Below are 24,885 nucleotides of genomic sequence, written 5' to 3'. Positions count from 1 at the left end.
GAACTATATTTATCCCGTCTAATAATTAAAACACGTAATATGCATGAATTATATAGTGATCAGTTATCTCCCTGTCCATACTACATAATCTAAATATCCCATGAGTCCAATATTTCCTTAATGAGTTCTATAGTTGATCGGATAGTACCAAAGCAACGAAAGATGTCAACAAAAGTTGGCGGGTTACTGATAATCGTGGGAGAGACCATGTTCCTTTTCTCCCTGCTGAATTTCCTGATGATAACAAGGCTTCAGTACTATAGTTCAGGGGACAGTTTCATGAGGACACTCTTTCCTCATTATCTCTTCTTCCTTGCAGCATTATTCATTGCTGCATTCATAGGCATGTGGCTGACCTATGTGTATGTGTTTCCGAGCAAACAGCGATTTGCACAGGAACAGGCCATCAAGGATGACAGGAGTCCTCTTTTTAACAAGGTGCTGGACATCGAAAGTGATATCGAAGAACTAAAAACTGCTGTCATTGAGCTGTCAAAAAAGATGGATCAAATAGCTGAAAAAGACAACCGTTAATTTGCATCAACAATGACAATCGAGATAGACCCGGTTTTTGATGAACCTGCACTTGTAGTGAGCAATGATACAAAGGCATTGATAATTGCCGATGTACACCTTGGAATCGAGTGGGACCTTTACAGAAGTGGTTTTTCCATTCCAAGTCGTATGAAACACGGTCTTGAACGAATCCTCGGATACATTGAAAAAGTATCTCCTGACCGGATAATCCTGCTTGGGGATGTGAAGCATAATGTTCCACAGATATCATGGCAGGAGCGGGATGAGATCCCATATTTCCTTTCAGTGCTTTCCGACCAAGCAATGGTGGATATCTTCCCCGGCAATCATGATGGTGGCATCGAATACCTGTTACCGGAAAGGAAGAACATAACCGTGCATCCAGTACGTGGTTCTGTAATAGAGGACGTGGGATATTTCCACGGGCATACCTGGCCGGACCCGGCTCTGCTTTCAGCAAAATACATTATTGCCGCTCACAATCATCCAACGATTCGTTTCACTGACTCCCTGGGATATGCCACGGTAGAACAAAGCTGGATAAAGACACATCTGAACCTTCAGGTCATGAGGGAGCATTTCACAAGCATGGACCTGCGGGAAGAAAATGGTAGCTGGAACGATCCGGAGTTGATAATCGTGCCATCGTTCAATGAATTATGTGGTGGTGTGGCTTTCAATGAATCCCTGCATGATGACCTGCTTGGTCCTCTGTTCTCATCAAAAGGTGTGGATATTGACAATGCAGAAGCCTATCTTCTGGACGGGACCAAACTCGGAAAACTGAAGAACATAAGAAAAATGGAAGAAAGCAGGATGCGTCCTTCAAAAAGAAAATGCAAGGGAACTAAAAAATGAGCTTTGGTAATATTTTCGATTCATTTGACCCGCGGATACAGGCTGCCCTTGAAAAGCAGGGATTTAAGGCTCCCACTGAACCTCAGGAAAAGGTATTTCCATATATACTCAGAGGTGACCACACATTCCTCATTGCGCCTACCGGTTCCGGTAAGACTGAATCAGCAGTTCTCCCCATATTCCACGCTATACTTGCTAAAACACAGGAACAGAGAACTGGAATATCTGTTCTTTACATCACACCGCTGCGTGCTCTAAATCGCGATATGCTCTCGCGTATCCAGTGGTGGGGAAAAGAGCTTGGAATTGACGTACAGGTAAGGCATGGTGATACTTCCCAGTATGAAAGGCAGAAGCAATCACGAAAGCCGCCTGATTTCTTAATAACGACTCCTGAGACTTTGCAGGCAATGTTTACGGGCTCACGCCTTCGGAAGAATCTGGAATCCGTCACTCATGTTGTTGTGGACGAGATACATGAGATGGCATCATCCAAAAGAGGAACCCAGCTTTCAGTTGGTCTTGAAAGGCTTGTGGAACTTTCAGGCGAGTTCCAGAGAATAGGACTTTCGGCAACCGTAGGCAATCCAGAAGAAGTGGCGAAATTCCTGGCAGGAACAGAGAGGGATGTTTCCGTTATTTCGGTATCCATGCTAAAGCTTCTGGATTTCAATGTTGTAAGTCCGCAGGTCACAGAAGATGACGTGGTACTTTCAAAGAAGCTGGCATGCGATGTTCAGTTCGCTGCACATCTGCGTTGTGTCAGGGATATAGTTATGGATAATGTATCTACTCTTGTTTTTGTAAACACAAGGCAAAGTGCTGAAGCCCTTGCAGCGGGCTTTAATATGCTGGAGCTTCCAATTGGTGTTCATCATGGTTCCCTCTCGGTGGATTCACGCATCGAGGCTGAGGAATCGTTCAAGAATGGAGACCTCAGGGGTCTTATATGCACTTCATCAATGGAACTTGGTATTGATATCGGTAATGTCGATCACGTGGTCCAGTATGGTTCTCCGAGGCAGGTTTCCAGATTATTACAACGTGTAGGGCGTGCCGGACACAGGATACATGAGATTTCCCGAGGTACTATAATTGCCATGGATGCCGATGACGTTGCAGAGAGCATGGCTATCTGCAAACTGGCTCAGAATGGAAAAGTTGAGTCTATATCTCCGCATATGAATTCCCTGGATGTGGTGGCCAATCAGCTTTCAGGTATGGTACTTGATTTCGGAGAGGTCAGGGTAGAGAAAATATACAATATTTTGAAACGTGCATATCCTTTCAAAGACCTGAGGATAGAGGTTCTCAGGAAGGTTATCAGCCAGATATTGGATTATCGGATGGTCTGGCAGGAAGAAGGTTCGGATTGCATAAGCCGGAGAAAAAAAAGCTGGCAATACTATTATGAGAACCTCTCCATGATACCTGATGAGAGGAAGTACGAGATATTCGATATTGTCACCGGCAGGCCAGTTGGTGTTCTGGACGAGGCTTTTGTAATTAATTTTGCTACTCCAGGAGCTGTTTTTATCACCAAGGGTGATATGTGGCGAGTCATTGAAATGGTCAGTGACCGTGATCGGATTAAAGTGGAACCCGTAAGGGGTATGGGGGAGATACCAAGCTGGGTCGGCGAGGAAATTCCGGTGCCATTTGAGGTAGCTCAGGAAGTTGCAAGCATTCGTTCCTTAGTAGCGGGTATGATCCATGAAGGGAAGGAGGATGAGGACATTGCAAAAGAGGTATGTTCTGTTTATCCTATGGAGCCTGAAGGTCTGGAGGAGTTGCTTTCTATTCTGAGGGAGCATATTGAAGGTGGTTATCCGTTGCCTGATCAGCATATGTTCGTTATAGAGAATGATGGTGATGCTGTTCTTATAAACACATGCCTTGGCCATAACGCGAACGAGACATTGGCAAAAGTCCTCACTTCCCTTCTCGCTGCAAGGTATGGAAGCAGTGTTGCACAGGAGATAGATCCTTACAGGATACGGATGACACTTCCACGCAGGATCAAGGCAAAGGAGATCGAGGTTCTTTTAAGAGATATTCAGCCGGAGCATATCGAACCTATTATTGAGATGACCCTGAAGAACACATCATTGATGAAATGGAAGATGGTTCATGTTGCCAGGAAGTTCGGTGCTCTTAGTAAGGATCTGGATTATGACCGGATCAGCATGAAGAAACTTCTTGAGATATATCGTGACACTGCGATGTATGACGAGGTCATAAGAGAGATATTTCACAATATGCTTGATGTGGAAAGGGTTACAGATATACTCACAAAGGTATCTTCGGGCGATATTCAGGTTGTTGTCAGCAATTCAACGCCTATTGGTAGTTCCGGTTTTTCCATGAAACGCGATCTTGTAGCTCCTGAAAAGGCGGACAGGTCAATTGTTATGGCTTTGAAAGAGCGCATAATGAATGATAATGTGATACTTTTCTGTGTTCATTGTAAGAAGTGGACATCCAGAAGAATGGTAAAGAATGTTCCTGATAAGATAATCTGTCCTGTTTGTGATTCAGGTCTTGTGGCTGCTTTGAAGCCATGGGAGGAAGATGAGATCAAACTTGTGAGGAAGCAGGAAAAAGTGACCGCAAAAGAGGACATAAAGCGTATCAGAAGAGTTTACAGAAACGCAAATATCGTAATGACTCATGGGAAGATGGCGGCAATTGCACTTGCAAGCAGGGGTGTGGGACCGGAAATGGCAACCAGGGTAATACAAAAAATGCGTCATGACGAAGAGGCTTTTTATCGCGATATACTGGTTGCTGAAAGGAACTATGCCAAGAATAAGAGATTCTGGAGCTGAATTGCTTTTATTTGTAAGGCTGGATGGATAGATAACGTTAATATAAATAAAAGTACCAATTTTATGTGGGTAAAGGTTTTTAATCTATAAAAGGGAGGCTAAAAATGCAATCATTCATAGTTGAACATTATCTGAACAAGAAGATAGATATCTATTGTGGCGGTCCTGATAGGTTCTACGGAGTTGTTGAAGCATGTGCAGACGGGGTCCTGACAATCAAGGATGATGATATGTACACGCATATATCCATTGATAAGATTATTGCGATCTGGGGTGATGGTAAAAAGTAGTTAATAGGCCAAATCTGATGGTTTGACATAGCTTTTTATCTGTAACTTATTTTTTTGTAATTCAATATTTTAGTTTTTTTATCTTTTTTCTTACATACGTATGTCTATTTGTTCATGGTTATTAATTGTGTTTTTTCTTCATTTTCTGCATCCCTCTGCTTCAATCCAATAGTTTTATATCTGATGTTACTCAAATCAGGGTGACTTAAATCTACTCAACAGAGAAGGATTCATTATGAACATGAAAGAAAGATTACTCAAAGCATTAAAAGGTGAAGAAGTCGACAAAGTACCTGTTTGCACTGTAACACAGTCCGCTATTGTTGAGCTCATGGACCTCACAGGCGCAGCATGGCCAGAAGCACACACCGACTCACAGAAGATGGCAGACCTTGCAGTCGCATCATACGAAGTATGCGGTCTTGAGGGTGTAAGAGCTCCATACTGTCTCACAGTACTTGCAGAAGCAATGGGTTGTGAAGTCAACATGGGTACAAAGAACAGGCAGCCTTCAGTTACCGACCACCCATACCCAAAGGGCGTTGACAATCTTGCAATGCCAGAGAATCTCCTTAGTGTAGGCAGAATTCCTGCTGTACTTGAAACAATGAAGATCATCAGGGAGAAAGTAGGAGACGAAGTACCTATAATTGCAGGTATGGAAGGTCCAGTAACACTCGCATCCGACCTTGCAAGTGTAAAGAAGTTCATGAAATGGTCCATCAAGGCACCAGAAGACTTCAACACAATTCTTGACTTCGCATGTGATGCATGTATCGAGTACGCAAACGCACTCTTCGACGCAGGAGTAGACGTTATCAGTGTACCAGATCCAGTAGCCTCACCTGACCTTATGTCACCAGACACATTTGACAAGATGCTCAAGCCATTCCTTCAGAAATTCGCAGATGGTGTAAAGGGCCCAATGATTCTCCACATTTGTGGCGATGTTTCCCCAATCCTTGAAATGATGGCAGACTGCCACTTCCCATCAATCAGCATTGAAGAGAAAGTAAAGGACCTTAAGGGCGCAAAGGCAAAGGTTGCTGGAAAGGTAACAATCTGTGGTAACGTTTCAAGTCCTTTTGTTCTCCTCGCAGGCGATGCAGCAACAGTCAAGGCAGCTGCAACAAAGGCTCTCGAAGACGGTATCGACGTACTTGCACCAGGCTGTGGAATTGCACCTGACACTCCAGTTGCAAACCTTAAGGCAATGGTCGAAGCAAGAGACGAATACTACGCATAAATTTTCTAAACAGACATACCATAGTTCAACTATGGTCATGTCTCCATTCTTTTTTGATTTAATTCTATTAATTTTCCCTTCTATTGCTTTCGTTTTCATTATTCAGTGTTAACATAAATTTTTAATATAACCTGTTTCATCTTTAATTAACCAAAGGGTATTTGCGCTACTAGTTTGTTTTTTTCAAATTTAACTTTGGATTTTTAATTTTAAAATGGAGGTCTATTATGCACTATAGTCTGGGAATTGATGCTGGCGGTACGTATACAGATGCTATTCTGGTAAGGGATTCAGATGCTTCTGTGGTGGGTTCGAGCAAATCACTTACAACATATCCTGATCTTGTGGCAGGTATTAGAAATGCTATTGATGGACTTGATCCTGTTTATCTTAAAAATGTAACTCTTGTATCTGTTTCCACGACTCTTGCTACAAACACAGTGCTTGAAGGTACCGGAAGTCCGGTAGCTCTGATCCTTGTGGGAGAGCATCCTATGAAAGGTGAATTCCCCACAAAACATGTGCTTTCAATTCCTGGTGGTCATAGTTATAATGGGGAGGAAATTGAAAAACCTGATATTGATGCAGTCCGAAAATTTGCTTTAAAATTCAAAGACGATGTTGCTGCATTTGCAGTTTCTTCTTTTTTCAGCATCCGAAATCCAGAACATGAACTAGCCATCACAAGAGTAATACATGAGCTTACTGGGTTGCCGGTTGTATGCGGTCATGAACTGTCCCAGGATCTAGGTGCATATGAAAGGGCAGTTACTGCATCTTTGAATGCCCAGTTACTTCCCATTTCGCATAAGTTCATCCTTTCTGTCATGGATGAGATCAAAAGAAAAGATATAGATGCCAGATTACTAATGCTAAAATGTGATGGCACTGTTGTAGGTTTGAAGGATGCCTTGGATAAACCTGTAGAATCTATTTTTTCCGGGCCAGCTGCAAGTCTTGTAGGAGCATCTTTCCTTTCAGGAAAGAATACCTGCGCAGTGGTGGATGTTGGTGGAACAAGTACTGATGTTTCAGCAATAACTGATGGCGTACCGGAGTTATCTGATACAGGGGCTGTTGTGGGTGGTTGGAATACCAAGGTTCGTGCAACAAGGATGGAGACTTCTGCAATGGGTGGAGATAGTCATGTGTGGACGTCTTCCAAAGAAATTCATATTGGCCCGAGAAGGGTAATTCCTCTTTGTCTTGCATCTTCCAAATATCCGGGATTCCTGGAAAAGTTGAAGAAAAGTGTTGCTCCCTTGAGAAGTGTGCTTGATAGGAACATCCAGCCAACAAAATTTTTCATGAGGTCAGGGTTTGAACCTATGGGTCTTGATGAGTCGGAAGCTGAAGTGTTCAAGGCAATTGGTGATGAACCAATGAGCCTGAATGAAATTGCCAGTTTGTCCAAAAGATATCCTTCTACTGTTATGATTGACTCCCTAATTCAGAAAAGATTGGTACAAGCAATTGGTTTTACTCCAACAGATGCTCTTCATGTACTTGGTGATTATACTTTCTGGGATGTTGAAGCGTCAAAAGTAGGGGCTGCCAAGCTTAGTAATCTTAATAAAATGGGTGCCTTTGAATTCTGTAATAATGTAAAGGATATTGTGGCCCGAAATATGGCTTTCAATCTAATGTCTTATATTCTTAATGATGTCGATAAATCCGGGATCAAGAAAATAGTTGATGGGCAATTCAATGCCAGATTCAAGGTGGATATTCCGGTAGTTTTGCTTGGAGGGCCGGTTTCAGCTTATCGGAAGAATATAGAAAACATAATTGATGCACAAATAATTATTCCTGAGCATGCAGAAGTTGGAAATGCTGCAGGTGCTCTCTTTGGAAAAGGAATCAAAAGAATCGAGATAATAATACGGCCAATTTCTGTTGCAGATCCTGAGCAAGGTTATCTGGTATTTTCTCCAGTTGGAAGATCTGATTTTGAGAAATATCGCGAAGCTGTAGATTATGCAAATGAACATGGAAAAAGTATGGTTCTTGATTATATGGGTGAATGTGGTGTAAGCAAGGATAATATTGATATCAAGATGACAACAAAAACATTTTTACCGGAGGGCTGGAAACACGCTCCTCTTGAAACCACAATTACAATTTCAGGTGTAGGTTATCCTAAAAAGTTCGTATTATAATCCTTTTTCTGACTGCACTTTCTTTTTTAGCAATGCATAGGAAAACAGCATACTTAACAGTATGGGTATATTATTTTTAAGAGAAGAAAAAAAGAAAAAAGAAACAAGTTCTAGATTTAGAACTTGTAGTTTGCGTCTGGTCTGAACACTGCAACTTCTGCCTTGTATTTCTCGACAGAATCGCTCATGAATGTGTCAGCTTCGTCGGTCATTGCGTCGAGTGCTGCCTTTGCATTGTTAAGTGCATTGATCTCGAACTTTGACATGACGAGTTTCTTGCTGTCTGCTGAGTTGAGGATGTCAACACAGGATACTGCTGCGTTCTTTGCACGGAGGTAAAGATCGTCGCCGTCCTTTACGATTGCCTGTCCTACCTTGTATGCGTTGTCGTATGCAAGGACATATCCCTGTGGGTCTCTGTATTTGTCAGAGAGTACGAGGATGTCACGAAGCATCTTTGCGTTTCCTGTCTCTGTTGCTACGTTAAGCATTGCTGCATCGTAGTTAAGGGACTCGGACCAGCACTGTACAGAGGTACCACCGAATTCTGCGTGGTATTCTACAGATTCGTTTGACCAGAGGTCACAGCACTGCATGACGAGGTTACCCATTACGTCAGAGTGTGCACAGGTTGAGGTCTTTCCTTCCTGAGCGATTGGGCATCCGGTGATGGACTTTACGATTGTGTTCTCGTATCCACAGTCCTTTCCTGGACCCTGAGCACCTGCTTCATATCCAGCGAGTGTTCTTGGTGCGGAGATTGCTCTTGCAATGATTGCAATGGTGTGTGCAAGGTTCTTGTCAAGGAGACCACCTGCTATGAACATAGCGGTGTTTGCCTGTGAACAGTCAGTGTCACCAGCTGCAACTCTGCCCTTCTTGTCTGCAATCTTTCTGATGTCTTCCCAGATCATGGTCATGTCAATTGAACCAAGGCAGCCAATTGCATATACGAGTCCTGGAATATCGTTTCTGAGAATTGCGTAGTCGAGAATTTCCTTACCGCCCATTGTTTCGATGGACAGGAAGTCTGCTCCTGAGTCTGCAACCTGTTCGAATGACTCCATAAGGGTGTCATACTTCTTGCCGATGAGTGCAAGGAGGTCACGGTCTTCACGGATGTCACCAGGTGTGTGCCTGAGACCACATTTTATTCCGTATTCTTCATGGTATTCTTCCATGATGGTCTTCTGTACGTGAGCGACTTCTGCTCCCCATGATGGGTTGTTGGTCATCTGCTCGACGTGTTCTGTTTCCAGTGAAATTGCTGGGAAACCGACCTGTACAGCTCTTGCCATGATGTCGGTTGTGAGCCTGCGGTATTCTGAAACGAGTTTCTCTTTGGAAACACCTGCTTCAGGTCTTGGAGCGTAGTTAACTTCTGCTGTTACGTATCCTGCTCCTACTTCTAAACCGAGTTCTGCCTTGACTGGGTAAACTGACTTACCGAAGATCATGTCGTCAGCAGCTTTGTATGCCATTGATGTGTATCTTTTTACCATTTCTCTCACTCCTTAGTGTTTGTGGAAGGTTTCCTTCAGTTGTGCAAGTCCTTTTCCGGCAACGATTGCGTCTGCCATCTTTGGTGCATCTGCTGCTTCTTCTCCATATACTCCGAGTTCATACTGGGTTACGAAGTCCTGGTTTACTGCTCCGCCACCACACTGGAATGGTATCTTGATACCAGACTCGAGGAGTCTGTCATTGACTTCTTTGAATGCATACATTGTTGTTGTCATCAATGCTGTTCCGGTAAGCATCATTGGGCTTTCCTTCTTTACAGCTGCGATAACTTCATCGACAGGTACGTCACGTCCAAGGTCTACTACTTCATATCCAGCTGCTCTGAGGAGTGCTGCTACAATTGTCTTACCGATGTCGTGTACGTCACCTTCTGCTACGTGGCAGACAACCTTTCCTTTTGGTTTTGGTGATGAACCGCCCTGTTCTTTACAGAACTCGATACCCTCGAGCATTGCATCTGCTGACATCATAACGTTTGGCAGGAAGATTACACCCTGGTCATACAGGTCTGTTGTGATCTTCATTCCGACCATGAGCACATCATCAATAAGTGCTATTGGGTCTGCTCCGCCCTCGATTGCCTTCTCAAGGCCTTCGATTACGTCGTCTTCTTCTCCATCAAAGATTGCAGCACAGATTGACCTTGCTGGTTCTGCAGTTGGGAACATCTCAGCTGCTAACTCTTCTGGTGACTGTGCTTTTTCTTTAGCAACATTGTACCTTACTAATATTTTACTTGGGTCTATATCCATCTAATTCTACCTCCTTAGATCTAGATTGACTCTACTACTTGTCATACATTCAAGCGAAGTATGCGATAAAGCAGTAGATGGGCATCAGTTGGCTTATGACTTTGAGTGATGTAGCAAAAGTCTCCACAACAATTTGCTAACGATCTTTAGTCATTAACTAACTTCATCTTTCCACACAATTACATAAACAAAATATGTATATAAACCTATCGGTTTAGTGCATTTATAATATAATTCAAATAGAAAAATAGTACATTTTCTTGCACAGTACTCCCTGTTTTCATTTTTAGTAGTATATTAGGGCTTCTAGATATGATTATCTTTAGACAGTATGTGTGGGACTTATTATTTTTATTTACTCGCTGCGGTTGGAATTTTTGGGTGTATGGGTTAGTTTTATATATGACTGGCAGATTTCCTTGTTTCTCGGCATGTAACTAAAGTTTGCTTGTTATTGGCATATTTAATTATCAATTAATATATTTTTTAAACACACACTATTATTTTGGTCCGATGCTAATAAATGTCATTTAACTTAGTTAACTATTTCATTTCATTCCTTGTTTTTAGATTCGTATCTATTTTCTTATCATTTGTTAACCGTTTGATTTAAGTATCGTCAAAAGTCGAAGTCTACATTGTGCATGGCACAAAATCTACAAAAATAATGGTTTTCTGCTGTTCATGCGATATACTTATATAATGTTTAATAATCGCACAGATATCTCACACCTGGTGATGGGACTATCTTATTTTTGATCTATCAAAAAAGGAATAGTCATCCTTTATTAGTTAAAAATTAATGAAAAAAAGAAGGTACAGGCTTTATTTGTGTAAAGCTGTATCTTAATCAATTGTTATTGATTAGGTTAATTGGCTTTGGGTGCCCATGGTTATGCTCATGTCCATGTGGCTTATTGTGCCTGAAATTGATCATGTTGTCATTCAGCTTCTCTGAAATTGTATCATTTACTATGTGTACAAGCTTTTCATGGTCTATACTTGAAACTGCGGAGAGTACCTTGAGTCGGGGCATGTCTCCGGTGACAGTATCAATAACTTCGGTTGTCACATCCTGGTCGTAAGCAGTTAGGTTCGTCTTGAATGTATTTGATTCAGATTCTATGAACAACTTGATATGTCCCACAAATTCCGGACTTAGTTCCATAACTTTTGATTTGATGGCATCCATTATGTCCTTAGCAACGTTTTGTGCAAGGTCTGCGGTAATTCTGTCATTTATCATATATTCTGTAGCGTAGCTGGCTATGCCTGATGCTTCAATGGAATCGAGACTCTCCTGGACCGGTGCCCCTGTGGTCTCATCGATCTCTTTCGTATCTGCACTTGTTGTTTTTAACTCGCGCATTTCCTGTTGGGTGGGTTCATCGCCCATTGCCAGTTTCACAAAGTCATGCCAGTGTTCATCTTCCAGGGATGCAGAAAGCAGTATGACCTTTGCAGTTGGGTTCAATTGTTGTACGGAAGCCTCAATGATAGGTACTCGTATCTTCTCTATCAGGTCGATCTTATTGATGCATAATATCTCTGCATCGATGATCTGACGCATAGCAAAATTCTTGGCTTCTTTCATTAATTGTTTAAACCTGCTACCATCTATCAGTGTAACAAGAGGCTGTATGGTAGTGTTCTTTAGGTCCATCAAATTGATCTCATTCTTGATGAGCTGTGGGAATGCTATTCCGGTAGGTTCAATGAGTACTATATCTGGTTTGTAATCTTTTTCCAGAAGGGTCAATGTAACTTTCATATTAACCTTCAGTGAGCAGCAAATACAGCCACTTGTAAGTTCGGTCATGTCCAGGCCGTACTTTGAGATTACATCTCCATCAATACCCACTTCGCCGATCTCATTCACAATAATGGCAACTTTCTGACCAGCTTTACTGAATTCTGTTCCTAATCTTATGATGGTGGAAGTCTTTCCACTACCTAAAAATCCACCGACTACGAGTATTTTCATATCTGATACCTTCTTTTAAAAAAAATCCAAAAAAAAAAGAGGTTATGCTGATTGTTCCAGCACAGTAAGGTTTTCCCATTTAAATGTATCTTTTGGACATGCATTAATGCATCTCTTACAGTTTGCACCATCACAAAGGTCGGAACTGATCATTACGACACCTTCTTCATCGATGGTAATTGCATCATTCGGACAGACCTTAATACATTTTGGACATTCTGGGCATGTGACCTTCATTGTCAGATATGTACCTACACGTTCGAGCACTTCAAGTCCTTCATCACCAAGTACGGGTATATCTTTCTCCACAACTTTGGTGACCTTTGTGGTGCCTTCGGGTAGGTCTATCTGTGGAAGGCCCTTCTTCTTAAGGAATTTTTTAAGCATTTTGAAAGGCATTCCTTCAGTCCAGTATGATATCTCCTGGATATATGCTTCCTTGAATGCCGGGTCAGTTGCAAACATTACATGGTTGCTTACAATCCTTGAAGCAATTTCCTGGAGTTCCCATAGTCTGTCTTCAGAAAGGAGGATCTCTCTGGCAACTATAAGTGATGTATTACCTATCTGTATGACTTCCTCTACATTGAATGGAACCATACCTACCTTGTGTGCCTTTACAGCATCCATGTATGTGCCAGCAGCACCGGACATGTATGCTTTCTTGACATCTGCCACCTCTATTCCTGCTGCATTACACAGTGCAAGGTGTCCTGCACGGATAGCACCCATTGCGAGTCCTGCAGCTTCGACATCTTTCTCGAAGAATTTGATCTTGTTCTGCAAGTATAGTATATGATCGGGGGTGTTTATCTTTGGAAGCTGAATAATTCCGTTCTTCATTCCTGCTTCAATGATAGCAATAACTCCGGTTCCGGTAATTCCCTTTGCTTTAATGGAATCCTCTTCAATTATGTCTCCGTTGTTTGGGTTTATGAGCTGGGCCTTTACAGTGTTCATCTCTTCGTCAAGTACATAATTGCGTATGTTTCCATTCTCAAACTCAACATCTGATATAACAAAAGGTGATGCCAGATTTCCGTATTTTATCTGCTGACCTTCAAGTGCAGGGCCTGCTGCTGCAGAACCTGTATAGATGGTGCCTTCATGAATAAGTGCCATCTCAGCGTTTGTTCCGTAATCAGTGGCGATTGCTGTGTCCTTTGTGTCCAGGAATCCTGATTTAATAATAAGTGCAAGTGCGTCAGCACCAACTTCGTGTCTGATGGCTGGAGGAACTACTAGTTTTGCATTTGGATATACTTCAAGTCCTTTGATCTCTGAACATTCAATTACCCTGGCACTTCTATCAGATTCCTTTATGTTCAGCTTTTCTTTCTTCCTTTCTCCTGCATATGCAAGGTCATCTATTGGGATTCCCTGGAAGATGGATAGCTGTATAGGGTTTCCACAAATGGCCATTCTCTCCAGTTCTTCTGGTTTAATGCCAAGCGTTTCGATGACATGTTTAACTGCATTGACGTGCAGGCCTTGAGCAAGGTCCAACCCGTAAGTGATGGCAAAATCCAGGTGATCCATTACATTAGCTCCCGGAAGGGGATTGCGAAGAGTAATGACGGTCTTCTGGATATCGCCACTTTCCAGGTCTATTTTCTGTGCTCTGATACCACTGGTACCTATATCTATTGCAACTCCAAGTTTCATTTGAATCCCTTTTACATCTTTTTAAATTTTAATAACGTAATATCTGTGTTCTAACTTAAAAATATATGTTGCGGTGTTTTTTTGTCTCGTAGTATCATATTTAAACTAATTGAAGTACATTCCAAAACCGCTGTAATTTGACAGTACTATTCTGTATTATTCCGTGCATGCTAACGATTCATATTAATTAGAAGAAGTGTAAAATGCAAATTTGATGCTATGATTTATTGTAAAATACTCAGTACATTTTACATAAATTCACTTACAGCATATCCTTTCGCCCTTTTCTGTCAGCTGGTATGCCTTTCCTTCAAAGCCTCCTGCTCCGGTAGTGCAGGTGGGTGCCGCAGCACTACATGAACAACATGCTGATGTCTTTGGCCCGGCATTATTGCAGAGTTCCCTGATATATCCCATATGTTGCAGCATAATTAGTCTGTCTTTCATGCTACTCTGGTTAATTCCAAGATTTTCTGCTGCTTCCTGCATTGTGCAGTTATCAATGAACAGGAGTTTCAATGTTTCTCTAATCATTTTAACAGTCCTTTCTCCTGTGGTGGTTTAAACATATTCTGCCATTTAATGAGTGCGAATAATGGAAGAACTGCCAGGTATATTCCGGGTCTCAGGTCACTGGCAGGTGTCCATCCTATAAACTCTTCGTTTTTTAGGAGATATGCCTCAAGCATATTCCCTGTACTTACTAACATATATATTACTGCAAAAATTAGTGCGATAAGGATGCCTACGTAAGCATACGATATGCCTTCCGGGATTCCTGAACGCATCTCCATAACTCCGTAAATGAAAACAGTTCCTATTAATAGCAGGACGAACGAGCCAATTATGTCCGCAGGCACGAACAACAGTCCGGTCAATGGGACCTGTACCTCCGGTCCGATTAGGATCTTAGTGAAGCCTGCTGACAATTGAAGTAGTCCTAACAGGAAATAAAGGGAACCAGCGACAATGGAGAAGATCATTGGTATTCTGGTATCCATTTCATCGTTTACATTATCTCCATTAATATCCAAGCAGTTTTCCTCCCTGATATATTATGAATGCTGTTATCCAGGCAACAGCAATTCCATAGATGATTGCAAATATTGTCCATTTCCATGAACCTGTTTCCTTTTTGATAACTCCGACTGTTGCCACACAGGGCATGTATAACAAACTGAAAGCCATAAGCGAAAGTGAACTAAGTGCTGTGATTCCCGGGTCTGCCAACAATCTCTCACTCAAGGCTTCTGAATTATCTCCTGTGCCATAGAGCACTCCGATAGATGCAACAACTATTTCTTTAGCAACCAGTCCAAATATAAGTGCAACTGAGATCTTCCAGTCAAAACCAAGAGGCTTCAGCAAGGGTTCTATGGCATGTCCCAGGCTACCAACATAACTTCCCTCGCTTCCGTATTCAACACCCCATGGGAAGGATGCCAGTATCCAGATGACAACAACACCTACTAATATAATAGTGCCGGCTTTCTTTATATACATGAAGCCGTTGTCCCACATGTGTATGAGGCTGGTCTTAAGGGTTGGAACGCGGTATGGTGGCAGCTCCATTATGAATGGTGCCGGCTTTCCTTTAACGATTGTTTCCCTTAATATTTTGGCTGATATTACGGCAATGACTATTCCTAGTATGTACATTCCAAAAATGACCGTTCCTGCCTGTCTTCCAAAGAAAGTACCTGCAAATAGTACATATATAGGTAGTCTGGCTCCGCATGAAACAAATGGTACTATAAGTATTGTAATGAGCCTGTCCTTTTCGTCCTCAATGCTTCTTGCAGCCATGATGGCAGGTACATTGCATCCGAATCCCATTAACATGGGTATGAATGACTTGCCATGCATGCCGATTTTGTACATGAGCTTGTCCATGATGAATGCAGCTCTTGCAAGGTAACCGCTTCCTTCCAGTAACGATAGCAGGAAGAACAAAATGAATATATTCGGTACGAATACGAGTACTGCTCCTACACCGCCGATTATTCCGTCTCCTACAAGGGATGCCAGCCATTCTGGCTGAAGGGTTGATGAAACGTACTCTCCAAACCATGAGGCTGCAAAGTCTATCATATCCATAAAAGGAGTTGCGAAGGCGAATGTAAGTTCGAAAGCTCCCCACATCAATGCAAGGAATATGGGGATTCCCAGGTATTTATTGGTAAGTACTCTATCGATCATGTCGGATTTGGTCAATGTGTCATTGGCCCGGGTACACATCTGGGGAAATACGGTATTAATAGCAAGGTATCGCTTGTCAGCGATTTCAGCCTCATACTCTTCCTGGTCAATTGAATCGATAATTTCCATGGTCTTGGCATATACAGGACTGTTTGCTATTTTTCCCCTGACATTATTATCACCTTCAAGCAGGCGTATACTTACCCATCGCAGAGGGTATCTCTTGTCACGGTTTTCGTCTTCTATAAGCACTTTCTCGATCTCAAGGATCTTTTGCTCGATTTCGTTGCCATATCCGATTTCATGTCCATGATGCTGGGCAAGTTCTTTTTGTTCGATGACCTTGTCCAGGAGATCACAAAGACCTTTTTTCTGTGTTGCAACTGTTCTTATTACGGGTGTTGCGAGCAGCTCCTGCATTTTATCGATATAAATTCGGTCTCCTCTGTCCTCTGCAATGTCACACATATTAAGAACAATGAGTATCTTCGAACCAAGTTCCATGAGTTGTGTGGTGAGGTAAAGGTTCCTTTCCAGGTTAGATGCATCTACGACCTGAATGACAATATCCGGTTTTTCCTCTATTATAAAATCTCGTGCAACTATTTCATCCATCGAGTATGCTGTGAGGCTGTATGTGCCGGGCAGGTCTATAACTTCGATATTATACTCTTTGTATGATACCCTGCCGCTTTTTTTCTCAACGGTAACGCCAGGCCAGTTACCTACGTGTTGCCTGGAGCCTGTAAGTGCATTAAAAAGTGTGGTCTTACCGACATTGGGGTTTCCTGTAAGTGCTATCTTTATGTCCCTGCCTTCCATCGAGTAATCCTCTGAAAATAGTTATGCGCCAGAATATTAAAAGTTTGAAAGAAAAGCTCCAAACTAATGTTTATTAATATATATGTCTCTTGCTTCTTCTTTTCGGATAGAAAGGTGATAACCTTTTATCCTGTATTCCATGGGGTCTCCAAGTGGTGCATTTCTGATAAGTTCAATATCAGCACCTGCAACCATTCCCATGTCAAAGAGTTTCCGTCTTGCAGCCCCTTTAACCCTTACTTTCGTAATCCTGGCTTTCTCTCCGGGTTTAAGTGTGTCGAGTGTTGTTTCCTGGATATTCTGCAAGTCATTACCTGTCCATTTTGATGATAGCAGTAATCTATTTTTTGGTATTTAGTAATTTCGCATTACCTAATTTGTTTTTGTGTGCAAAACATGAAAAATACATATGGACTTCCAGCTATGCGTGTTATGCAGCTAGTAAAGAGCTTTTACAGAATAGTGAACAAGTAAAATACGGGATTGTCTATTCTTTTCGTTTTCCGTGTATAGGGCAGGTATCCTTGGCAGAGGGCTTACAATTAATGTATTCACCGGTTTCGTGGTAGTGAGCAAAATGTTCAAGCCAGTATGGCTCCTCTTCCCTCATATTGATGAACTCTACGAATTTAGTGAGTATATCAAAAGTTTCAGGGGCAAGTACATGCTCGATCTTACAGGCATCATGGTCTGCAATTTCCTCATCCAAACCAAGGATTTGCAAAAAATCCCTGATGACGCTGTGCTTTTCCATGGTACACTTTGCGATTCTTTCGCCTTCAGGGGTAAGGGTAACACCGCCATATTTCTCATAGTTGATGTATCCCATTTTCGTGAGCTTCTTGAACATCCCTGTGACACTGGGTGAACTGAGTTCAAGCTCCCTGGATACGTCCTTTACCTGGGCATAGCCTTTCCTTTCAATGATCTTTTCAATCACTTTCAGATAATCTTCAGTTCTCTCAGTTGTCATGTAAAAAACTACCTTTTTTTGGATTGCCTATTCTTGTTTGTAACAATGAGATGCAGGTTATATATAAATATACCTGTATTATTCCTGTTCTGTTTAATTTACTTTACAAGATTGCAGGTATCCTGATGCGGTATCAATTATTTTAGATAGACTTCAAGCCTGTCCATGCCTTCTTTTATATTCTCAAGGCTGTTTGCATATGAAAATCGTAAATGCCCTTCGGCACCCTGTCCAAAATCAATTCCCGGTGCAATAGCAACTCCAATATCTTCCAGTATCTTTCTACTCAGTTCCAGGGAATCTTCTCCGAATTTGCGAGCATCGGCAAGGACATAGTATGCTCCTTTTGGTTCAGTCTTTATTTCAAAACCAATATCTCTGAGTCTTCCAATCAGGTAAACACGTCTTTTGTTATATGTTTCAACCATCTCCATAATCTGTTCCTGTGGTCCTTCAAGGGCAGCAATTCCTGCATACTGGACAAAAGCATTGGTTGAGATGAACAGGTTTTGCTGGATCTTTTGCAGCGTTCTGACATGTTCTTTGGGTGCTATAAGGTAGCCTAGTCTCCATCCTGTCATAGCGTAGAGTTTTGAGAAGCCGTTAAGGACGAATGCATTCTCGGTATACTCTAATATAGTATGGTCTTCACCTTCGTAGACAAGTCCCTGGTATATCTCGTCTGATATTATTGGCACTTCTCCGGCAGCTTCTGCAAGTTCTCTCAACGTTGCATCAGGCAGAACCTGGCCAGTTGGATTGGATGGTGAATTGATGAGTATAGCTTTTGTTCTCGGGTTTATGTGAGCTGCAACTTCCTTTGCTTGTAACATAAATCCGTTTTCCTCATTGGTGTAAATGAAATTTGGAACACCTCCCACAGTTGTCACAAAATTAGGGTAACAGGCGTAATGGGGATTGGACATGATCACTTCATCTTCCGGGTTGATAAGCGCAAGGAAAAGCAAGAGCATAGCCGGGCTTGTGCCAGATGATATTATTATCTGCTCAGGACTGATATCAACATTGAATTTGTCCTTATAGTTCTTAGCGATAGCCTGTCTGAGTTCTGCAAGTCCCTGACTGTGTGTGTATTTTGTATTGCCGGCACACATGGCTGCTTTTGCGGCATCACAAATGTGGGTGGCAGTTGGAAAATCCGGCTCTCCAATTTCCAGGTGGATGATGCTCCTGCCCTGTTCTTCAAGCTGTTGTGCTCTTTCAAGTACTTCCATCACGTAGAATGGGGGAATGTTTGCAACTTTTTCAGATAACATGTTATTCATCGCCGGTAAGGATTATAGTTCTGATTGAGCCGGGATGATAAAAGATTTTTGTTCAACGAAGGAACAATGATAAAAAAGAGGCTGGCTCAGGGAGGCCAGCAGTCTATATTATATATTCAGCAAAGTTGGCTATTTCCTTTTTATTTATTTTTCACTTCCTTGCTTTTGCATATTCTACAATTGCATCCTTGATGCCCCATTTGAAAGCTACTACAACAGCTATTCCCCATGCAAGCGGACCGATGAGTATGTAGAAGATGCTTGTGTCGATGAGCAGCGCATCCAGTGCGAGAAGGATTACAATGAATGCGAGGAATCCCCTGAGTGCAGGTATCCATACATTGGTGCCCTGGACATCCATGTTCTCAAGAAGGCTGCCGATATAATCTGCAAACAGATCAATGGTCAATAATCCTATCAGAAGTATGAGTACTCCTGCAAAGAGATTTGGCAGGTATGCAAGGATTGCTTCTACCACTCCTGCAATCATATTGAGCTTGAGGATGTTCAGTGCTGCCATGATAAATATCAGGTAACCGAATACCTGTACAATGCCAGCAATGAGTCCCGAAGATGTCATACCGCTTGCACTCATGGCATTTCCTAAACTTGTTTTTGATATACGTTCGTCAAGTCCTGAAGCTATCAGTACGTTCTTTACCAGGTTTGCAAGGAAATCAACTACCAAAAGTCCGATTATAAGTACTACTACTGCGGAGAGTATTATTGGTATGTAGAGTATTATATTGGTGATAAAATCTGCAACTATCTGCACATTGAGAAGGTCTATGATTATCACGGCGAAGATAAAGTAGACAAACCACCTGATCGTAGCATCAAAGAATTCCACGGTTGTGATCTGTGTTCTCTCTATCATTTTCCCTATTGATGTCTTGTCTATAAGGTCATCAAGACCTATCTTATCAAGTATCTTTGATCCGATCTTTCCTAATGCCTTTCCTGCGATCATTCCGACTATCAGCAGTATTATCACAGCTACTAACGTCGGAAGAAAAGCTATCATCTTGTCTAGCATAGTGTATACACTATCCATTATTGGTGATGCGGCCATATTAATTCCCCCTTAATTTTTTAAGTGCCGGAATGTTTCCGGCTATAATCCCGTTTTACATTAAAATCTCTCTTTCTAATTCTATTTATAAATACCTTAATTAAATTCGACAGATTTCTATAAATAATTAATAATAATCTTATCCGTTTATTATGCTTATTCATTTTGTATTAGAACAAAAAAATGACAAAAAACAAGTTAGTGTCCACTCAACTAAGAACCAAAAATGTGTGTTAATAAGATGCTTGCCTGATTATTACAGGCTTACAAGTCCTGCAATAGCAATCACAACACTACATTCTAGGTTTTAATGCAAAGTATTATATTCATTCCGTTTCCAGTATTATAAGGGAGGTTTGCGTATGGATAAATTTGAAAGATACTTCTTTGCGTTTCTGGGATTGGTTGTAATTATCCTTCTGGTGATTGTTCTCAATATGTTGAATAATCCGACATCAGGGTATACTACCTATGGTCCTGACTACTACAATATGCCTGGCGGTATGATGGGTTCAGGTTATAGCCAGGGTGGAATGATGGGTTCAGGTTACGTTTATCCTTATGGTGTAGAGGATTTTAAGAATGAGTTCGACTCCAACGGCGAGACTATCTATTATACCGGATACAATGAAAGCGGACAGAAAATACCCATTTCATATGGTCCGAACTGGCTTTACGTCCACGGCGGAAGTTGTGTTAATTGCCACGGCGTAAGTGGAAAAGGCGGCGTTCCTATCATGATGGCTTATGCTATACCTGCGGATATCACCTATGATTCACTGACTTCCGAAGAACACGAAATGGAAGAGGGCGAGGAACACGAATCATATACAGATGAAACCATAAAGATTGCTATCAGAGATGGGCTTGAACCTTCAGGAGACGAGCTGGATCTTGCCATGCCCCGATGGCATATGTCTGATGAGGATCTGGATGATATTGTCGAATATCTGAAGGTGCTGTGAAACTCAGGAATATCCTGGAGTTTCAGGCCATTTTTTCAGGTGTTTCTGTTTTTTTTCCATTAGTATTTAGCAGAACCAGACTAAAATACAGAATTGCACCTATGGCATTGAGGAATATCAAAATAAGTGACCAGATAAGTTTCTCATACTGTCCAGGCAGGGGAAAATTATCTTCACTTCTTTGTAGACAGTCAATTAGCATAGATAACCAGAAGATGATTGCAAGGGCCATGATTCCTAAAAATCCAAGAGAAAGGTGAAATGCAACGGGAATTATTATTGAAATGATAATCCACAAAGTTATCCAACCCATTATCCATTTTAATGCTTTTTCATTCAACTTTGTTTCCTCTTGTTTTTGATTATCAATCTATGTCCTGTGTTTATTTGCAATTTTCAGCACCCTGATGGCAAATACAGAATTGCTAAGCAAGTAAAGTGCTATAGTCAAATGTATGCTCTAATGGAATCTGCCTCTTATTAAATTTAGCAGTATTTAATTAAAATTTATTCACAAGTCGGTTACATTTTATTATTTTTGAACGGTGCTCATTGACGACAAAAAGTACACATTTATTTGAATAAATAGTTATATATTTAAAAGAGTCAAGCACTAAGGTGAGAATATGGCGAAGGTACTTGATTTTTCATTCCACACGAAACAAGGGGGATATATATTAATAAATCTATAATTGAGTTGTAAATATCACTGATGATATTATTCTAATTGACTAATTCTATTCACCATTAGCTGCATTTCTTATGATGCCATAAAAGCCATTAAAAGATGACTTCAGGCTATAGTATGAATCAATTCATGGTTCGCTTAAAAAGTTGGTGGATAGGATCCCAGAACAGAATATTATTTCCGATCTGGAATTGTCCCGTCTTGAAATTTTTAATTCATCAATCCACAAATCAGGTGCACCGGGATCTTAGTATAATCAGATATCAGATCATTTCCACATGAACATCAAGCTCATATACGCCGGGTTCGGTGGGAACCGGGTTGTGCCATGTACTATAATAATCTCCATTTGAAAGCCTACCGTCGCCGTCTACATCTACATGTACTGAAAGTGAATATGTTCTTTTCTCTTCAAGTTCAGGGTAGTGGATAAGGTATGTCACTGGCTGAATGTCACTGGCATTCATGGAAACTCCAACAATGGATTCTTCTGATATTACAGTGGATGCAACATCCTGAAGACTGACATCATCTACTTCCAGATATACAGTGGCATTGGAGAACGATTCCACAGGTTCATCAAAGATTATCATTCCCTGAATGGTATTTTCTTCAGAAACCTGATTTTCATCAGAGTCGTTATTTGCACTATCATCTACTCTGCCGGTTTCGTTTATATTGTTTTCATCATAAGTTCCAGTGCATCCCATTGAGATCGCAGAAGCTATTATTAACAAAATTGCCAGGCTACATATAATATATCTATTCATCTCGATCATTTCCTCTATTGAACTACATGAACAAATGGTTCTTTGGTATAATTCATTTATGTAATCTGCAAAATGATCCATAGTCTTAAAAATCAGGGCATTGGCGAGTTTTTAGGAGAGAACATGATTGTGTATATCAATAATATTGGTAAGTTAAATATAGTATTAACCAATTAGTATCGTTTGCAAATTATAATATAAGTTTTTTTTTATGTATGTGCTAATAACCACAATCGTAACATGTAATCAATTTGAGTAGCAGGGGTATGAACTGATCCGATCAGGACATATACATAACCACCGGAAAATGAATCTCCTGGAGTACCTCACTAAAGAAAAAAAGAACTTTTTGGTTTGCGTTTTAATTTTAATTTCAATTTTACAGGTGTTCTAATATGAATCGTTTTAAGAAACTAATATGTGTTCTTTTTGTCACAATTATGTTGCTGGCAGTTGCTGGTTGTGTACAGTCCGAAGATACAACCGTGGGTGAGAAACATGCTGCTAACCCTGTTGGACAGGAAGTTCAAACAGTAGAAGAAGGTTCTGTCGGACTGGCTTTTCAGAAAGGGGCTACAATGTCCCTGGTAAATGAAGCTGTCGAACTCATGAATGAAAAAGGAGAACTTGCATTTGATGAATTCAGAGAAAAAGACAGCAAGTGGTTCCATAATGATATCTATCTCAGTATATGGACAACTGAAGGAATACGTGTGGCTTACGCTCCGAATGTAAGCAGTGAGGGCGAAAATGTATCCGACCTTAAAGACTACAACGGTAATCCTCTTGGTCAACTTTTCATAGATACTGCCCTGAGTGAAGATGGCGAAGGATGGGTCGATTACCGATGGCCAAAACCTGGTGAGACCTCTCCTACCCTGAAATACACATTTGTCAAAAGAGCTTCTATCGGTGATCAGACATATCTTGTGACTTCCGGTTTCTATGTGGATGATTACGTGTACACCAATAATCTTCAGGATATTGAATATTTCACTCGCTTTGGAACCGTATCACTTGGAAATCTTCTCCATCCGGGAATAGTTGACGGGGATCTGGGTGTAGATTACAGCATTGCTCATGTGATCATCAAACCGGGTGGTTCCATTGAATCTCACATGATGAAAAATCCTGAAGTTCATTATGTTCTTGCAGGCGAAGGCGTACTTTACATAGAGGATGTGCCATTTGAACTGGGTGAAGGACAACTCATTCTCATACCTGCAAGCTCAAAGCAGCATACTGAAAATACAGGAAATACTGATCTTGAATTCTTTGCAATAGATCAGCCGGCATGGGCACAGGAGAATGAAGAATTGGTGGAGTGACCTAAAACCCACCTTTTTCTTTACAATATGTATTTCCATTTTAGAACGCTTTTTCCAATATTGATTTTTAGTATCCTATCCAACTGCTGCTAACGTGTATTCTATTTCCAGGCATCATGGCGTTAGTGTGATATATGCACAAGTTCCTAATGATGTATGACAAACAGTCAAAAGGAGATATGTATGAGTTCTAAAGATAATCTTAAAGCAGCATTTACTGGGGAATCAATGGCGAACAGGACATACCTGGCATTTGCAAAGAAGGCAGATGAAGAAGGCTACTCACAGATAGCTAAACTTTTCAGGGCTGCTGCTGCTGCTGAAACAGTTCATGCTCTAAATCATCTTCAGCGCATGGGCGGCATCGGGACCACAATGGATAACCTGAAAGAAGCAATCCACGGAGAAACGTATGAATTTGAGGAGATGTATCCTAAATTTATCGAAGAGGCAAAGGCAGAAGGCGACAACAGGGCTCTCTGGAGTTTTGAAGTTGCAAATAAAGTAGAAAAGATCCACGCCAGCCTCTATGAAAAGGCACTGGCTGAAATTGGTAACAATGAAGAGGTCGATTACTACGTATGCAGTGTCTGTGGCCATACTCACGAGGGTAAGCCTGAAGACAAGTGTCCTATCTGCGGAGCACCTGCTTCTAAGTTTGATAAGATCGATTAATCTCTAAAAACATGAACTTATCTGTGAAGCCTGAAAGAACACAGGCTTCATGTTTTTTAAAACCATATGCCATTACAGTTTTCTCGATTCCGTAACAAGTGCTTCATATTGCTTATCCAGTTCAGCTATTTTTCCTTCTTGTTAATGTGATATTGAAGTTGCTTCAAGGACACTTTGCTATTGTACAATGGGAAATATTAAAAAGAAATTCAGGCTCGTTCTTGTCAGGGCTCTGAATATTCTGATGGAAAAAAAGGTGCTTAC

Annotated in this window: 22 protein-coding genes; 9 read left to right on the top strand and 13 right to left on the bottom strand. The window is 41.2% G+C overall.

The features are described from left to right. Positions 1 to 120: 120 nt before the first annotated feature. The 6 genes from RE476_RS06230 to RE476_RS06205 all read left to right on the top strand — a co-directional run bounded on the left by RE476_RS06230 (position 121) and on the right by RE476_RS06205 (position 7,918). A complete protein-coding gene (locus tag RE476_RS06230) occupies positions 121 to 534 on the top strand; it encodes a stage II sporulation protein M (protein WP_309309529.1) in 414 nt (137 codons plus the stop codon). Between the two features lie 12 nt (positions 535 to 546). Continuing rightward, positions 547 to 1,395, top strand: coding sequence for a metallophosphoesterase (locus RE476_RS06225; RefSeq protein WP_309309528.1), 849 nt, complete (start codon positions 547 to 549; stop codon positions 1,393 to 1,395). Continuing rightward, complete coding sequence (locus RE476_RS06220) at positions 1,392 to 4,223, top strand: DEAD/DEAH box helicase (RefSeq protein ID WP_309309527.1); 2,832 nt, start codon at positions 1,392 to 1,394, stop codon at positions 4,221 to 4,223. The genes RE476_RS06225 and RE476_RS06220 overlap by 4 nt, the downstream gene beginning before the upstream one ends. A gap of 104 nt (positions 4,224 to 4,327) precedes the next feature. Further along, positions 4,328 to 4,513: an MM0924 family protein gene (locus RE476_RS06215; RefSeq protein WP_309309526.1), complete on the top strand. Its 186-nt coding sequence runs from the start codon at positions 4,328 to 4,330 to the stop codon at positions 4,511 to 4,513. A 235-nt stretch (positions 4,514 to 4,748) separates the two neighbouring features. After that, positions 4,749 to 5,759, top strand: a complete 1,011-nt coding sequence (gene mtaA / locus RE476_RS06210; RefSeq protein WP_309309525.1) for a methylcobamide:CoM methyltransferase MtaA — start codon at positions 4,749 to 4,751, stop codon at positions 5,757 to 5,759. A 227-nt stretch (positions 5,760 to 5,986) separates the two neighbouring features. Then, positions 5,987 to 7,918 carry a hydantoinase/oxoprolinase family protein gene (locus RE476_RS06205; RefSeq protein WP_309309524.1) on the top strand — a complete coding sequence of 644 codons (1,932 nt, stop codon included), beginning with the start codon at positions 5,987 to 5,989 and terminating at the stop codon, positions 7,916 to 7,918. Between the two features lie 116 nt (positions 7,919 to 8,034). On the opposite strand, the gene mtaB is transcribed toward RE476_RS06205, so the two are convergent. The 11 genes from mtaB to RE476_RS06150 form a co-directional block, all read right to left on the bottom strand. Then, positions 8,035 to 9,420: a methanol--corrinoid protein co-methyltransferase MtaB gene (mtaB, locus tag RE476_RS06200; protein ID WP_309309523.1), complete on the bottom strand. Its 1,386-nt coding sequence runs from the start codon at positions 9,418 to 9,420 to the stop codon at positions 8,035 to 8,037. A 12-nt stretch (positions 9,421 to 9,432) separates the two neighbouring features. After that, positions 9,433 to 10,194 carry a methanol--corrinoid protein MtaC gene (mtaC, locus tag RE476_RS06195; RefSeq protein ID WP_309309522.1) on the bottom strand — a complete coding sequence of 254 codons (762 nt, stop codon included), beginning with the start codon at positions 10,192 to 10,194 and terminating at the stop codon, positions 9,433 to 9,435. Between the two features lie 850 nt (positions 10,195 to 11,044). Further along, positions 11,045 to 12,178: a GTP-binding protein gene (locus tag RE476_RS06190; protein ID WP_309309521.1), complete on the bottom strand. Its 1,134-nt coding sequence runs from the start codon at positions 12,176 to 12,178 to the stop codon at positions 11,045 to 11,047. 42 nt (positions 12,179 to 12,220) lie between these two features. Continuing rightward, positions 12,221 to 13,843 (bottom strand): methylamine methyltransferase corrinoid protein reductive activase, encoded by a 1,623-nt coding sequence (locus tag RE476_RS06185; RefSeq protein ID WP_309309520.1) that lies wholly within the window; start codon positions 13,841 to 13,843, stop codon positions 12,221 to 12,223. 258 nt (positions 13,844 to 14,101) lie between these two features. Continuing rightward, positions 14,102 to 14,377: a sigma-70 RNA polymerase sigma factor region 4 domain-containing protein gene (locus tag RE476_RS06180; protein WP_309309519.1), complete on the bottom strand. Its 276-nt coding sequence runs from the start codon at positions 14,375 to 14,377 to the stop codon at positions 14,102 to 14,104. Further along, the gene (locus tag RE476_RS06175) at positions 14,374 to 14,877 is read right to left on the bottom strand and encodes a hypothetical protein (protein WP_309309518.1); all 504 of its coding nucleotides are present in this window, start codon (positions 14,875 to 14,877) and stop codon (positions 14,374 to 14,376) included. The genes RE476_RS06180 and RE476_RS06175 overlap by 4 nt, the downstream gene beginning before the upstream one ends. Further along, positions 14,867 to 16,864, bottom strand: a complete 1,998-nt coding sequence (feoB, locus tag RE476_RS06170) for a ferrous iron transport protein B (RefSeq protein WP_309309517.1) — start codon at positions 16,862 to 16,864, stop codon at positions 14,867 to 14,869. Before feoB ends, RE476_RS06175 begins: the two co-directional genes overlap by 11 nt. 63 nt (positions 16,865 to 16,927) lie before the next feature. Next, positions 16,928 to 17,170 (bottom strand): FeoA family protein, encoded by a 243-nt coding sequence (locus tag RE476_RS06165; protein ID WP_309309516.1) that lies wholly within the window; start codon positions 17,168 to 17,170, stop codon positions 16,928 to 16,930. A gap of 181 nt (positions 17,171 to 17,351) precedes the next feature. Further along, complete coding sequence (locus tag RE476_RS06160) at positions 17,352 to 17,837, bottom strand: metal-dependent transcriptional regulator (RefSeq protein ID WP_309309515.1); 486 nt, start codon at positions 17,835 to 17,837, stop codon at positions 17,352 to 17,354. 137 nt (positions 17,838 to 17,974) lie between these two features. Then, positions 17,975 to 19,114: a pyridoxal phosphate-dependent aminotransferase gene (locus RE476_RS06155; RefSeq protein WP_309309514.1), complete on the bottom strand. Its 1,140-nt coding sequence runs from the start codon at positions 19,112 to 19,114 to the stop codon at positions 17,975 to 17,977. Positions 19,115 to 19,274: 160 nt separating this feature from the next. Next, the gene (locus tag RE476_RS06150) at positions 19,275 to 20,195 is read right to left on the bottom strand and encodes a mechanosensitive ion channel family protein (protein ID WP_309309513.1); all 921 of its coding nucleotides are present in this window, start codon (positions 20,193 to 20,195) and stop codon (positions 19,275 to 19,277) included. 362 nt (positions 20,196 to 20,557) lie between these two features. Here RE476_RS06150 and RE476_RS06145 point away from each other — a divergent pair, with 362 nt between their 5' ends. Beyond that, positions 20,558 to 21,160, top strand: a complete 603-nt coding sequence (locus RE476_RS06145; protein ID WP_309309512.1) for a c-type cytochrome — start codon at positions 20,558 to 20,560, stop codon at positions 21,158 to 21,160. Between the two features lie 22 nt (positions 21,161 to 21,182). Here RE476_RS06145 and RE476_RS06140 read toward each other — a convergent pair whose 3' ends face one another. Together RE476_RS06140 and RE476_RS06135 are read right to left on the bottom strand one after the other, a co-directional pair. Further along, entirely contained in the window at positions 21,183 to 21,500 is a 318-nt protein-coding gene (locus tag RE476_RS06140; RefSeq protein WP_309309511.1) for a PLDc N-terminal domain-containing protein, read from the bottom strand. A gap of 611 nt (positions 21,501 to 22,111) precedes the next feature. Further along, complete coding sequence (locus tag RE476_RS06135; protein ID WP_309309510.1) at positions 22,112 to 22,585, bottom strand: YbaY family lipoprotein; 474 nt, start codon at positions 22,583 to 22,585, stop codon at positions 22,112 to 22,114. 428 nt (positions 22,586 to 23,013) lie between these two features. Between RE476_RS06135 and RE476_RS06130 the strand changes: the two genes are divergently transcribed. Both RE476_RS06130 and RE476_RS06125 read left to right on the top strand, forming a co-directional pair. Continuing rightward, positions 23,014 to 23,946 (top strand): cache domain-containing protein, encoded by a 933-nt coding sequence (locus RE476_RS06130; RefSeq protein WP_309309509.1) that lies wholly within the window; start codon positions 23,014 to 23,016, stop codon positions 23,944 to 23,946. A gap of 183 nt (positions 23,947 to 24,129) precedes the next feature. Then, positions 24,130 to 24,621, top strand: coding sequence for a rubrerythrin family protein (locus tag RE476_RS06125; protein ID WP_309309508.1), 492 nt, complete (start codon positions 24,130 to 24,132; stop codon positions 24,619 to 24,621). The last annotated feature ends 264 nt before the right edge of the window (positions 24,622 to 24,885 follow it).

Origin of the sequence: Methanolobus mangrovi (assembly GCF_031312535.1) — an archaeon.
Classification (GTDB): Archaea; Halobacteriota; Methanosarcinia; order Methanosarcinales; family Methanosarcinaceae; genus Methanolobus; species Methanolobus mangrovi.
The sequence above is the reverse complement of the archived record's forward strand: the minus strand, read 5'-3'. Positions and strand labels throughout refer to the sequence as shown.

Coding starts and splice junctions, on each gene's coding strand:
- mtaB (WP_309309523.1), bottom strand. CDS start 9,420: ATGGTAAAAAGATACACATCAATGGCATACAAAGCTGCTGACGACATG.
- RE476_RS06225 (WP_309309528.1), top strand. CDS start 547: ATGACAATCGAGATAGACCCGGTTTTTGATGAACCTGCACTTGTAGTG.
- mtaC (WP_309309522.1), bottom strand. CDS start 10,194: ATGGATATAGACCCAAGTAAAATATTAGTAAGGTACAATGTTGCTAAA.
- RE476_RS06185 (WP_309309520.1), bottom strand. CDS start 13,843: ATGAAACTTGGAGTTGCAATAGATATAGGTACCAGTGGTATCAGAGCA.
- RE476_RS06130 (WP_309309509.1), top strand. CDS start 23,014: ATGAATCGTTTTAAGAAACTAATATGTGTTCTTTTTGTCACAATTATG.
- RE476_RS06125 (WP_309309508.1), top strand. CDS start 24,130: ATGAGTTCTAAAGATAATCTTAAAGCAGCATTTACTGGGGAATCAATG.
- RE476_RS06215 (WP_309309526.1), top strand. CDS start 4,328: ATGCAATCATTCATAGTTGAACATTATCTGAACAAGAAGATAGATATC.
- feoB (WP_309309517.1), bottom strand. CDS start 16,864: ATGGAAGGCAGGGACATAAAGATAGCACTTACAGGAAACCCCAATGTC.
- RE476_RS06150 (WP_309309513.1), bottom strand. CDS start 20,195: ATGGCCGCATCACCAATAATGGATAGTGTATACACTATGCTAGACAAG.
- RE476_RS06160 (WP_309309515.1), bottom strand. CDS start 17,837: ATGACAACTGAGAGAACTGAAGATTATCTGAAAGTGATTGAAAAGATC.
- RE476_RS06145 (WP_309309512.1), top strand. CDS start 20,558: ATGGATAAATTTGAAAGATACTTCTTTGCGTTTCTGGGATTGGTTGTA.
- RE476_RS06190 (WP_309309521.1), bottom strand. CDS start 12,178: ATGAAAATACTCGTAGTCGGTGGATTTTTAGGTAGTGGAAAGACTTCC.
- RE476_RS06205 (WP_309309524.1), top strand. CDS start 5,987: ATGCACTATAGTCTGGGAATTGATGCTGGCGGTACGTATACAGATGCT.
- mtaA (WP_309309525.1), top strand. CDS start 4,749: ATGAACATGAAAGAAAGATTACTCAAAGCATTAAAAGGTGAAGAAGTC.
- RE476_RS06155 (WP_309309514.1), bottom strand. CDS start 19,114: ATGTTATCTGAAAAAGTTGCAAACATTCCCCCATTCTACGTGATGGAA.
- RE476_RS06220 (WP_309309527.1), top strand. CDS start 1,392: ATGAGCTTTGGTAATATTTTCGATTCATTTGACCCGCGGATACAGGCT.
- RE476_RS06180 (WP_309309519.1), bottom strand. CDS start 14,377: ATGATTAGAGAAACATTGAAACTCCTGTTCATTGATAACTGCACAATG.
- RE476_RS06230 (WP_309309529.1), top strand. CDS start 121: ATGAGTTCTATAGTTGATCGGATAGTACCAAAGCAACGAAAGATGTCA.